Raw genomic sequence first — 12,411 nt, forward strand, 5'->3', positions numbered from 1 at the left:
AGCCCTCCCTAGAATCGTTATGCGCTAAAAATATCCAGTAAAATAACCATGGCCAGCAGCCCGAATATAAACGAGAATGTCGCCACGCGCTCATTGCCGTCCCCATGGCTCTCCGGGATCAGCTCCTTGTATACGATAAACATCATGGCACCGGCGGCAAAGGCAAGTCCGTATGGGACAAGCCCCTCGACATAGCGGGTCAGGCCGTATCCGAAGAGAGCGGCGAAGATCTCCACCACGCCCGTAAGCGTCGCGATGAGGAACGCTTTCCACCGGTTCATCGCCTGATAGGAGAGGAACAAGGCCACCAGCAACCCCTCGGGCATATTCTGCAGACCTATCCCGATGGCAACGGCAGCACCCAGCTCGGAGTTGACATGGGCGTAGCTCACCCCGACCGACAATCCTTCGGGGATATTGTGCAGGAATAAGGCGGCCACGATCAGGAACGCTTTCTCCGACATAACCTTCTGCTGACGCTCCAGATCAATATGCGGAATCATCTTCTCCATCAAGCTCAGCACCGTGACTCCAAGTATGACCCCGACCGAGACGACCACCGTATCCGATACTTCAAGAGCCTGGGGGATCAGCCCGAACATCGAGGCCGATACCATCACACCTGCTGTAAAAGCTAGCAGCAAATCTCTCCACCGGTGCGTCAGCTTTTTGAAAAACAAAATCGGTATCGCCCCGAGACCCGTCGACATAGCCGATAACACACTACCCAGCAGCAACCCTTCCATACTCTTCCTCCTTTCTTCGAAAGGCTGCTTATAAATCCTTTGTCAAACACGGCTTGCTACGCCTATCAGCTTCGCTATGAATCCAGCTTCCGAACAGCTCGAAGCACCGAGTTGCCGAAGGCGCGTATATCTTCAAGATAGCTATAGCCCGGCGGATTGGGAGTCGTCTGGTTATACATGCGCACCGCCACCGTACGAGCTGCAGGGATCACGAGGAGAGCACAGCCCGTTAAGCCCAGGATCTGATACGAACCGGCGGGAAGCTCCTCGCCCAGCTCCGAACGTGTACAAGGCTGCGCCTGCACCTGCCAGAAAAACCCGTTACGCGGCCAAGTCTCGTCCAGGCCCGGAGGCGTCGCCAAAGCCGTCGCTTGCCGTACGACCGTGGCAGGTACGATTCGTTTCCCTCCAAGGACGCCTTCGTCCAGATGCAAGGCTCCCCACAGCGCCAGCTCCCTGGCATTCATGAACAAATTGGCCGATCGGCCCTCATCGTCCGCATAGCTCTCGTCCAGCCAGATCAGCTCGTCTGACTGGCGGGTTTCAAAGCCTGTCGCCGTAAATCCACAAGGCCCGAATACCCGCTCCTTCAATATATGTGCGAGCGGCTTGCCGTACAACCTGCCGATGAGCGTGATGAGAAGGTTAACGCCCGTGTTATTGTAGCTCCAGGAAGAGCCTGGCGGGAACAGCCTTGTGCCCGAGGCTTGCATGCCGTGCGTATGAGTAAGTAAGTGGCGAATCGTCGTCCCTTGGAGCATGCCCGCGCCGTCGCCGCCAGGCTCGTCGAAGTAGCGCGTTACGGGATCGTCCACACTGCCGATCAGTCCGTCATGCAGAGCCCAGGCTACGAGAAGTCCCAGGAAAGATTTGCGTACCGAAGCGACGTTAAATCTGGACCGGGCATCCGTAGGCCGTACATCCGGCGATCCGCAGGTATGAGCTCCACGATATGCTTCATGGATGAAACGGCCCTCAAGAAAGACAAGAACCGCTCCCGCTGATGCGCCGTTGACTTGCCGCATCTTTTCCGTGTAGACGTCGAGCTCACTGAATGCGCCGGCTAGGGTGCCTGCTTCAGCCTGCTTTCCCGCGCCGCTTACGGAAGCCGTCTGCCGATAGCGCTCCGCACAGACCGGGCATACGCAGGACTTCCCGTGCAGGGAGTCGGGAATCTGCTGCCGCAGCTCTTGCGGAATCGAAGCGCGATAGCACCAGCACGCGTCGATCTTCTCTCCCTGTTCGATGGCGCAGCGATTATCTTGTCCGCATAGCGGGCACGTGTCAGCCCTCAGTTGTCCGCTAGGCTCTGTAGCTTTGTCACCGCTCATGTTACCCGCCTCTTTTCCGCCGATCGCTTTATTTGGAACGGTCCATGAAAGCCTTCACGGCAAATACAGGCAGCACGAGCTGCCTTCTCCATCTCGACGGCTGCGCAAGCAGACGGTACAGCCATTCGAGATTAAGACGCTGCCAGATGACCGGAGCCCGCTTGACCTTGCCTGCGATCACATCTAGACTGCCGCCCACCCCAAATGCCACCTTAGCATTCAATTCAGCCTTGTACTTGTAAATCCATCTCTCGGCTCCAGGGGCGCCCAAGGCGACGATCAGAAAGTCGGGAGCGGCCGCTTTCACTTCCGCAACGATCCGCGGCTCGTCCTCCGGTCGGAAGAAACCATTTTGACGGCCCGCTATCCGCACATTCGGATACTTGCTGCGTATGGTGCTGACGGCCTTCTCATTCGTAGCTTCATCCGCACCCAGGAAATAGAAGGACCAGCTCTTCCTATCGCCGATCTCCAGGAGTCGCAGGAGCAGCTCATAGCCGGTCACGCGCTCGGGCAGAGGAGCCCCCTTCCAGCGGGAAGCCAGTATGATCCCAATCCCGTCAGGGGTGATCATATCCGCTTCGTTCACGATTTGCTGCAAGGACGGATCGTCCTGCGCCTTCATGACGATTTCCGGATTCGCCGTAATCAAGTGAAACGGCTTGCTCTGCTGCTGCCCTGCGGCACTCGTAATCTCCTCAAGGGTTTCATTCATCGTTCGTGTCGAAAAAGGTACGCCCATTATATGCAGTGTTTTGCTCATCTTCATCACCTGTCGCGTTATATTCGTAAGTAGACCGCATGGAAACGGCCTTTTCCGTAAATATCATATCACGGAATAAAGCGACTTCCAACGCCGGAGAAAAAGGTACGGGTCCGAGCTTCTGCTCCACGCCCTCTGCGTGTCCCTACTCGGAAAGCTCGCATGCCAGGATCGACTCCGTGCGTACAGGGGTATGCTTCGGATGCTGTATGGTTTAACTAAGTTGATAAACACTATCTTTAAATTATATTATTTTACTCTCCTACTACTAACCCGAGAGACAACCAACGTCCCTTATCCTCGACTATAAAGTCTTTTTCACCATCATAATAACGAAAATTATCGATCATCCATTGGTAACCTTACGAAAAGTAAAAACTTTCGAAGACACGCAACCCATGACCGTAAAAGAGTTTGCAATTCCATTCCAATGAACGAAGCCACTTTTTATAAGAGCCAAGTAATTCATATTTCTTCAATTCGTCTGGAATTGAATTGGTTGTGCACATGGGCTCGGCAATTCCAATGCGACCCGCCTTTCGTGTAACTCGGGACATTTCTTTCATAGCTTCCTTTCTGTTCTCGATCATAAAAAAGGAACCAATCCCGAAAACAGTATCGAACGATTCTTCAGCAAATTGGAGGGATTCTGCATTCATTTTTATGGCTAGCACATCGTTAACGACACCCTGTTCCATTGCGTAATCCTGAATAGGTTTCAAACTTTCCCATATTTCTAAAGTTACTACTGATACGCCCAAGTGCTTAGCCAAAGTGACAGCTATTTGACCAGTACCAGCTCCAATCTCTAAAACACGCATACCTGGACGGAGTCCAGCGGGGGTTCGCAGTTAATGGGCCGCCGGTGTCCGCGGCGGCCCCCTGAAATGTTATTTCTACTCTTGTTTTCCGTTAGCGCAACGATTTCAGATATTACTCAAGATTAGAGATGGTCTATCCCCCTGGTCATTTTACCTCCATATGTTCCAAGCTTACATCGCCCATATCCCACACCTTAAAGTACAGCGTTTTATCTGCAAAATAAAGCGCAAGCGCCCTGACCTCTGCCAGCACCTTATATCCGGTTCCGTCGATCCGGAGCTTAGCCAAGTCTGGCGAATTAGAAACGCCACCGGTTCCGTTGATCATATATATCCATCCCTCACGATATTGCAAGGACGAAATGTAAGTGCGAGATGTAAACAGGGGAATGACGACCGAACCGTCCAGACTCATTTTTTTCAGATGCTTGTCGTTATACACATAGTACAGCCAGCGATCGACGATAATCACATTAGCAATATTTCCCTCTGAATGATATTTTTTCATGTTCGTGCCATCCAGATTAATGGCATATAACCAACGGGGCCCCTCTGGCTTTTCTTGCATGATGAAGTAGAGCCTATCTGATGTCAAAAAGAAACGAGATATGTGGGACCCCGCAGCCAGTTCTTGATCCTCGCTTCCGTCGAGCTTCATTTTATGAATATTGAACTTTTGGCTGATATAATAAATCCAGTCGCCTTGTACCCACATTTGCCCGCCGTTGTTTGTTGAGGATACTAAGGTGCGTTGGGTCCCGTCTGTTTTTATTTTATAAATGCCGTTCATCTTTTCTTCGTAAATGCCGTTCATCTTTTTTCCGGTCACCGTATAATACAACCAATCGCCCACCACGTTGATGCTTCCCGCATTATCGTCGGACAACTTCACTTCTCCACTGCCGTCTCTCCTGACCTTCACAAGTTTATACACGTTCGCGTTTTGGTTAATGGGATTCATGTAAATCCAGTCGTCTTCAACCGCAAGCGCCCCTCCGTTGGCTACATTCAAATCGAAGGCTTGCTTCAGCTGCGAATTCGTAACTCCGCTACAGGATTCGATTGTCAATCCATTGGCGGAATCCCAGCTCGTGTTCCAGCCGAACTCATCGTGTGCAAACTTCCAGGTCAGCGGGAAATACGTAATGTCCTGATAAAATAAGACTGGATACGGTTCATTTGTATTTACAAATTGCCTGCCGTTGACGGTGACCGGAAACGGAACCAGCGAAGCTCTTTGGCTGTACTCGTTGGAATTGACTGCAGGAGTCAGGTCTTGTTCAAGTGGAACGCAGGCATCTTCCTTTTGGATAGACAATCCGCTGTCGTCATCCCACTGGACGGATAAACCCAACGCCGCCATATTGTTCCATGTCATCGGAAAATAGGTGATATCGTTATAGATCAACAGTGGATATTCACTGTGGGATACATCCATGACGGTTCCGTTCACCGTAACAGGAAAAACCGGAAAGCTTGCTTGAACGTCGCCTGAAGCCGCCCGGGATATCGGAGAATGCAATGAAAACGATAAACTGATAGCAAGTGTGCCGAGCAGCAATTTCATTTTATTCAGGCTTTCCCGCGAAAATACTGATCTATTTTTAAACAAATTACAAGTACCTCCTTATTTATCCATGGTATAAATACAATTGGAAACTCCTTATAAATCGCGCTGGTCTTTATCGGTCTTATTTGTTCTTCCCTGTAACGTTTCTTTATTCATAGGAATAGGAAAGTAGGAAATGCGTAAATGAATTACAAAATGTTCATTAATTCCGTACGGTCACTTCTTTCGCTGTCGGTCTCCAATAGCTGACGGGCAGATCGCCTAGCCAATAGATTGTTCCTTTATCCGTAATGAAGATATGCCGAAAGTAGCTTCTGCCCTCGATCGGAAAATGATATAACGATGCGTAGGCGTGCAGTTTTTCGCCTTCAGGCATCGCCGCGTCCGAACGGATTCGATTGTTTCCGTCGAAGATGCGGCCGTCCGCGCCGATCTCGGCACCGCCAGTCAGCACAACCGCCTTGCGGCCTGTCGGGTGCGACTTAACGGCTGCTTTTTCATTCTCGACATGGCCGTCCCGCTGCAGCGACACCTCGATGTCGATGACCTGCCCGTTCGTATCTAACGCTTTTCCGACATAGCCGATACCGTCGAAAAACACATAGTGCGCCGGCGACCACCGCTTGAGAGGCGCTTCCGTATTCACGAGCTTCATAAGCGGCTTCCCGTCCTCCGTTCGTTCCTTATAATAGAGCTCGCCTTGATCGGTCAGGACGAACGGAATCGGATCGCCTGTTACTTGGACGGAGTTTCCTTTCGGCTTCGGCTCGAACTTGAGCTCGACTTCGGCGTCTAGCGATGTGAAGTACCCTTGCACATAGTACACACGTCCGTCCATCAATGCGACTAAAATGCCGTTCATGGTTGCGGAAACATCCTTGACGGGCCCCGGCGCTTGAATCACCTTGCAGGACTTAGCCTCCTCCGGGTCAGGAACGAGTAGTCTTCCGTCTTCCGTCAGAACGGCATAATGCCCCAGCGCCTCGACGACTTTGAAGGCTTTCTGGCCGAGCAGCACCGCTTGCGTAGCTCCGCCGTCCTTCATGACCCATAAATCCCCGTCTTTGATCGCATATGTGCGTCCGTAGGACGGAAACATGGCGTCCAGCCCACTCCAAGTGCCGATCGGATGGAGCCGGTCGGCGTTATCCGCTCCCTGTCCTAACTGGCCGTACATATTGGAACCGAAGGACAGCACCTTGCCGTCCTGCGTCAAGGCGAGCAAATGGTTGGAGCCGGCCGCAATGCTTTTGACATGTTCCAAACCGGTTATCGGCTTGGAACTCGACGCGGGAACCGGCACTCCGCTTATATATTCCGGATACCCCTCGTTCATTCCGATTCCCAGCCCCGTACAGTTCCGTCCGCCTTAAGTGCCACCGTTATCATTTCCATCGCTGTAACCTGCACTGCACCGGTCGGCACGTCGGCCAAGGTGAGCTTCCCTTCCATGTTCAGGGAAAACCACTTCCCTCTATCCGACAGGATGTAAGCGGGAACTTGCGGAGACATTGTCGCGTTGATCCGTTGGACCTTTTCCTTGTCAGGCAGCTCGAGAAGATGCGGCAAGCTATCGGGGGAAGAGGAGAATAACCCTTGAAGCACCCATACCTTCCCGGATTGATCCGACGCAAGCGTGATAAATGGGCCCGACGTCACGGAAGCTGCTTTGAAATCCGCCTTCACCTTGCTAACAACCGGATTGCCATCCTGACCGTGAAGCGAATATAGCGTTAATGAGCCGTCGGAGGCCAAAACATAGACGGACACATCGTCCGATTGCGCAATCGCGTTTCCTTTCGGGAGTCCCTGAATGGGCTTCGGCCCGCCTTCCGCATTTAGGTCGTACAAAGTACCCGATTGCATGAGCACGAACCGTCCATCCAGTTGTACCACCTTTTCACCGGCAGGCAGCCCTTTCACCTTCGTAGGAAATGCGTTCGTCTCCGAACCGTTCCCCCAACCGGTTAGTCCCCATCGATATATCGTTCCGTTATCGGCCAAAGCATACGAGGCGCCGTACTCCATCCCATATCCGGCAGCGTCAAACATATGCCCCGTTGAAATTAACCGAATTCCTTCCAACGGCATTCCTTTCGGCGCTTCAACCAAGGTAAATCCGGAGGCAGCCGCATTGGCCGGATACCAAGTTACATGCGGCGGACAAGCCGCATAGTTGAAAAGCGGCTTCCCGTTGGACGCCTGTGATGGCGTCGGCGTTGCAGCCAGTTCCGTTATCGCCGATGTGGTCGGGGATCCAGTCGGAACAAGGCTCGTTGCGGGAGTCTTTGTGCCGTTCGCCAGCGTCCCTCCTTCCTTCCGACCGGGCCATGAGGAGATTACGACCGAAACGAGCAGCACCAGCGCCAACACACCTGTGGCAGCAACTTTGTAACGGATTGCAGCCTGCACCACTTTGCGGAACATTGACAACAGCCCCCTTACCTGTTTTGCTTTATTCCCCGTTAAACGCTTTCTAACTTGACCAGGTTTCACGGACAGGGCCACTGCTCGAGCCCTCCCCTTCCCCTCTCCGTTGGAGCAGAATCATTGTATCCTCTCTTTTGTTCAACGAGGCCAGGGAGCAGTTTCCGCGGAATCTGCTCCCTGTTCATGTGCTATCGTTCCTCGTTACTTTAAAAGATTTTGGTAATTGGGTAGGAAGTCCTCCTTATCGGGTCCTCTAAGGTGTTCAAAATTTTTAAGCTCAACTCCAGCCGACGAGATCCGATATGTAAGCACATCTTCGCCGACAGGTATATGAGGACCGACTACTGGTTGAGCATCTATTGTGATTAGAAAATCAAAACCACGGAATGCAGCTACTCTTTCAATGCTCTTCACATTTACAGAATCCGGATAAACAACTGGTGGTATTGAAATTACATCTGAGTATACCTCGGCAAGCTTCTCTTTCATATGCGGAAGTAGAATTAAAACCAGCATATCTTGTAGCTGCAGTTCAGCCGAGTCCTCACGTGAATTCTTATCAACCGCTTTATCCGAATTTACAGGGTTACTTGAAGTTGTTCCGTCAGGATTCTTAATGAATAAATAAACCTTATCGCCTTCTGGGTATGCGATGGTGAATAAATGAACTTTGTCATCCATCCATCCGATGTACAAACTTACACCAACATTTCTATTCTTTAGACCTTCTTCATCGATTACGTGGTCAGAAATATTATTTCTAGAATATCCGGGAGAAACGAAAAAATTAAATATCCAATGCTCACTGCTTCCATTTTCTAAATCACCATTATCATTGATTACTTTATAATTTTCATTAAAAAAAGCTATAACTTCAGCTTTGGTCATTCCTAAACTTAATTTCGATTTCACTTCTGCTACCTTATCCAATATTTCATTTTGGCTTACTTGTTTCACACTACCATTGCCTGAATTCGTTATCGATATTGTTTTTGAAGATTCGTTCCACTGAACTCTTGCACCTAGAGCTTCTCCAATAGCTTTTGTTGGCAGATAGGAGTTTCCATTAATAATCACTGGTGCCAATGCAGTCCCTTCACTATCCTTTAAAGTAAGTAAGTTTCCATTCAAGGTAAGCTTAATATTATGATTTAGAAATGCATTAATGGGTCCAATCTCGTTAGCCGCGTTACCTGTTATGCTAAACATCATGCCACCTACAATAATGAAAGCTGCCAATTTCCTCTTAAACGTCCTATTCTTATTCAATCTCATTTGAACACCCCTATACCCATGAATTTCCATTCATTGGTTAGACGAAGATCTAAGAAGATTGGTTCTTTTTATATATATAATTTAAAGACAGACGAACAAGTAGTTGTCCCGGAAACCTGCCCGTGGAACCTGATCCCGTCAGCTATAATGTTCCCCCTATTTGTTACTACCATGTTTGTTATCGTACACGATAGTTGAGTCCCTTTAATTGGTTTTGCATTGATAAAGTTCATGCATCATGAAGCCCTACCGAGTTAAGGCAGCTTGCTGCCGGCCGCGATGCAGTTAGTCGGTGCGGATGTGTCCCAGCAATTACATCCTCGTTCCTTGTTTCCGGGACCGAGGGTCGCCCAGACCCGGAGCATGAATGCGGTGTTTATATGATGCACCCGACTTCTTCGAGATACTTTCCGCCAAACCGAATAGAAGTCCTTCATTTCCACTAATGTAGCAGAGCCGATACGAGTCCTCGTACTGAACCACTTCGCCAACGAGCTGAGCATCATGCTTAGTGAGTCTGGATATCATTTCGTCAATGTCTTCAACGGTGAACATGACGCGTAGATGCCCGTTAATTGAGAAAATGGCATCCGAGTATTAACCGGTATGCCATCTTCTTGTAAAAAAATTTATACAATTATTTTAGAAAACTTAGCTGACGATTTTCGTTACAAAACTTCCGCCAATTCAAGCATTCCAGTCTAATAGTTAATTTTCCGTATACACTTGCAACGACCGAAAGATCCGGCGTAATTCGTGACATTGCTGGCCGAAGCAGGCCTAAGAACGTATCAGATCAGGCTCTTCTCCACTCGTCCGCCTCGCTTCTAACGACGGAGACTGAAATTCAATCCTCGACTGATGAGGACAGGGATAATGGACAGATGGCCCTCGTCCTCCAGATAATCGAACCGGAAGCGCAAGCCCTCAGGTGCAAGCGAGGACAAGCGATCTGCCAATTCCTTCGCTTCTGCGATCATATGAGGCTTCTCCGATCCACCGACAGCCATCAGCAGAGATGCCTCCAGAAGCGGCGTCCGCCCCTCGAACCGCTCCTCCCATACCGTGATATCCTTCAGGAGCTGATGGGCATTCCACTAGGTAGACGGACTGCCCGCTATGTACGTCTGAAACGCTGAAGTTCTGGAGAACAAGACATCCAGTACGAGCAGCCCGCCGAGCGAATGGCCGATTAACGTTTGATGGCTTCGGTCAACGAAGAATTCGCTTTGGATCAATGGCTTCAGCTCCGACTCGATAAATTCGATGAACTCCTCCGCCCCTCCATGGAGAGGCCAGTCGCTTCCGTCCGGACGGCGAGGCAGCTTGCTCACATCCGCAGGCCGGGTAAAGTCATAGAAGCGGGCTTTATCGAGCGGTTCATCCGTGTCGTAGCCGATGCCGACGACGAGGGCCGGTCCGAAGCCATGGGGCCTGCGGGACTGCAGACGGACCGCTCGACCGCCGTGCCGATCGTTCCATTGGCATCAAGCAGATAGATGACCGGATACCCCGCCTCCGGTGGCGCTTCAAGAGGGACTCCCGTGTAGATCCGGTATTTTCTGCCGCGGGATGAGGTTAGCCGGGAGAATCGAACGATCTGATGGTTTACATTTTCCGGATCAAAATGGAATAACTCCGCCCATATCGTACCTGCATCCATTTCCTTGGCCCCATACAGGATGGAGAGCAAGACAGTCATGGCTACCCATACGGGCGAAGTGCAGATAATGATCGCCGCTGGAGATATTCGAAATCGCATGAAGCCTTCCACCTTCCGCAGGCTCCTGCCGCTTAGTTGCTCAGTTTAGGCAAAGCCGCTTCCAGAAATTTCATTTTGTTCCACGCCGTTCCGCCTTGAGCAAGCGGGTCGACCACATTGACGAAAACCTTCCCGTCCTTCACGGCTTTCAAGCTTTGCCAGATCGGATTTTTTTGCAGATCGTCCATCGCTTTCGGGTTATCCTTGTTCTCATCCTCCGAGAATTGAACGAACAAGTAGTCCGGGTTGATCTCGGAGAATTTCTCAAGCGAAATCACCTGCTGGGCTTTGGCTTGTTTAATTTCCTCCGGGACTGTCAGCCCGAGGTCCGTGTACAAGGAGGGATTGAAAAACACGGAATCCGGATATACGTTAATGCTGCATGCTCCTCTCACTTCATCCCGATTAACTGCGATCTCTATAATGATTCGGTTTGACAACCCCTTATTCAACACATCACAGGCACATACTCGGAAGCCGCCGATAACTAAAAAACCGCCCCCCTATTAGATACCATCTAACAAGGGAAGCGGTTCTAGAACGACAGACGCGGAATGGAACAAGGGCTGGCAGTGGAGTTTATTGCTGTATGCCCATGCGGATCAGCCAGAGGACCGTCAGATGTAACGGATAAAAGCTGCGCCATAACCATACCGGCGCCCTTCGGACCTTAGGCGCCGCTTCGGATAGCAGAAAGAATGAGACCGGTACGCTAAAGTATTGTACCGGCACATAATTGTAGAAAATGAACGTGGCGGCGGCATGCAGCGCGACCCCGACGTAGGAGCGTATATACCGATAGATCAGCACCAGGATCAGGCCGTACAGCCCGTAGTCCAGATCCAGCAGCAGCAGAACGGCGGAGCAGGCCGGTATCAGCAGAGCCTTCAGCCATACTTTCGGCTGGTCCGCCGCCCACAGGACGACCAAAGCTAGAAACAACGTCCCGATCACATTGATCTCCTGCGTACGGAACAAGGCCATATAAGGAATCTGGGAGACGGCAAACAGCAGGAATAAGCGCAGCATATACGCCCCTAGATTCCTTGTATGTTTATAGCCTTCTACGAGCAAATAGGCATAGACGGGAAAAGCGATGCGGCCCACGATCCGCCAAAGCTGGTCGTTCGGAAAGAACACGTAACCGATATGGTCGATCGTCATCGTGATCATCGCCAGCCATTGCCACATCCGGTATGCCTCCCTTCACGCCGCTTGCCAAGGCTTATATTTCAAATTTCTTCAGTTTCCCCAACCTCATCGTCTAGCTCGACCTCATATTCACACCGGAAGCGTTCCACTCCCGGGTACTTCTCACCCAGGCCAACCACAGCAAACCCGATGTTCCGATAAAAATCCACGGCATCCTCATCCGTTTCAGCCACGATCCGAGACGGCTTCTTCAGCTCGATCAGCTCGAGTATTTGTCCCCGGCCATAGCCTTGGCCCCGCATATCCGGACGAACGGCAAGATGAAGAAGGGTCAATACCCGTTCGGGCGATAACGTGAAGCCGACGAGTCCTAGAATGGCGCCTTCCTCTTCATAGGCATACAGCTCATGATCGCTATTCTGAGCATAATCGTCGGTTACAGCCTTCAGCCGTTCCGGGTCAGGAAATATGGAGTAACCGAGCAGCTCTTGAATCACATCTTGTTGTACCCGTTCTTTTGCAGATATTAACATACCGGCTCACTCCTTTCCTCATTTCCAG

At 50.8% G+C, this 12,411-nt stretch carries 13 protein-coding genes and 2 pseudogenes; all 15 read right to left on the reverse strand.

The genetic code is table 11. The features are described from left to right. Positions 1–17: 17 nt before the first annotated feature. Positions 18–746 (reverse strand): ZIP family metal transporter, encoded by a 729-nt coding sequence (locus GSF01_RS11720; protein WP_159884157.1) that lies wholly within the window; start codon positions 744–746, stop codon positions 18–20. A gap of 74 nt (positions 747–820) precedes the next feature. Beyond that, positions 821–2,077: a cysteine-rich CWC family protein gene (locus tag GSF01_RS11725; protein WP_159884159.1), complete on the reverse strand. Its 1,257-nt coding sequence runs from the start codon at positions 2,075–2,077 to the stop codon at positions 821–823. A gap of 28 nt (positions 2,078–2,105) precedes the next feature. Beyond that, positions 2,106–2,840 carry a WecB/TagA/CpsF family glycosyltransferase gene (locus tag GSF01_RS11730; protein ID WP_159884161.1) on the reverse strand — a complete coding sequence of 245 codons (735 nt, stop codon included), beginning with the start codon at positions 2,838–2,840 and terminating at the stop codon, positions 2,106–2,108. 362 nt (positions 2,841–3,202) lie between these two features. Then, the gene (locus GSF01_RS11735; RefSeq protein ID WP_268893710.1) at positions 3,203–3,691 is read right to left on the reverse strand and encodes a class I SAM-dependent methyltransferase; all 489 of its coding nucleotides are present in this window, start codon (positions 3,689–3,691) and stop codon (positions 3,203–3,205) included. Positions 3,692–3,806: 115 nt separating this feature from the next. Continuing rightward, a complete protein-coding gene (locus GSF01_RS11740) occupies positions 3,807–5,273 on the reverse strand; it encodes a DUF5050 domain-containing protein (protein WP_159884165.1) in 1,467 nt (488 codons plus the stop codon). 160 nt (positions 5,274–5,433) lie between these two features. Next, positions 5,434–6,567 carry an RCC1 domain-containing protein gene (locus GSF01_RS11745; RefSeq protein ID WP_159884167.1) on the reverse strand — a complete coding sequence of 378 codons (1,134 nt, stop codon included), beginning with the start codon at positions 6,565–6,567 and terminating at the stop codon, positions 5,434–5,436. Continuing rightward, entirely contained in the window at positions 6,564–7,658 is a 1,095-nt protein-coding gene (locus tag GSF01_RS11750) for an RCC1 domain-containing protein (protein WP_159884169.1), read from the reverse strand. The genes GSF01_RS11745 and GSF01_RS11750 overlap by 4 nt, the downstream gene beginning before the upstream one ends. A gap of 204 nt (positions 7,659–7,862) precedes the next feature. Further along, positions 7,863–8,936, reverse strand: a complete 1,074-nt coding sequence (locus tag GSF01_RS11755) for a DUF3888 domain-containing protein (protein WP_159884171.1) — start codon at positions 8,934–8,936, stop codon at positions 7,863–7,865. 393 nt (positions 8,937–9,329) lie between these two features. Continuing rightward, a pseudogene (locus GSF01_RS29630) lies at positions 9,330–9,506 on the reverse strand (VOC family protein); the annotation flags it as partial. A gap of 257 nt (positions 9,507–9,763) precedes the next feature. Beyond that, complete coding sequence (locus GSF01_RS11765) at positions 9,764–9,946, reverse strand: hypothetical protein (protein WP_159884174.1); 183 nt, start codon at positions 9,944–9,946, stop codon at positions 9,764–9,766. A gap of 87 nt (positions 9,947–10,033) precedes the next feature. Next, entirely contained in the window at positions 10,034–10,270 is a 237-nt protein-coding gene (locus GSF01_RS11770; protein ID WP_159884176.1) for an alpha/beta hydrolase-fold protein, read from the reverse strand. Further along, complete coding sequence (locus tag GSF01_RS11775; protein WP_159884178.1) at positions 10,267–10,698, reverse strand: hypothetical protein; 432 nt, start codon at positions 10,696–10,698, stop codon at positions 10,267–10,269. The genes GSF01_RS11770 and GSF01_RS11775 overlap by 4 nt, the downstream gene beginning before the upstream one ends. Before the next feature lie 32 nt (positions 10,699–10,730). Then, positions 10,731–11,078: pseudogene (locus GSF01_RS11780) on the reverse strand (ABC transporter substrate-binding protein); the annotation flags it as partial. Positions 11,079–11,277: 199 nt separating this feature from the next. After that, positions 11,278–11,889 (reverse strand): TraX family protein, encoded by a 612-nt coding sequence (locus tag GSF01_RS11785; protein ID WP_159884180.1) that lies wholly within the window; start codon positions 11,887–11,889, stop codon positions 11,278–11,280. 41 nt (positions 11,890–11,930) lie between these two features. After that, positions 11,931–12,383, reverse strand: a complete 453-nt coding sequence (locus tag GSF01_RS11790; protein ID WP_159884182.1) for a GNAT family N-acetyltransferase — start codon at positions 12,381–12,383, stop codon at positions 11,931–11,933. Between the last annotated feature and the right edge of the window lie 28 nt (positions 12,384–12,411).

It is taken from the genome of Paenibacillus puerhi (genome assembly GCF_009846885.1).
GTDB lineage: Bacteria > Bacillota > Bacilli > Paenibacillales > NBRC-103111 > Paenibacillus_G > Paenibacillus_G puerhi.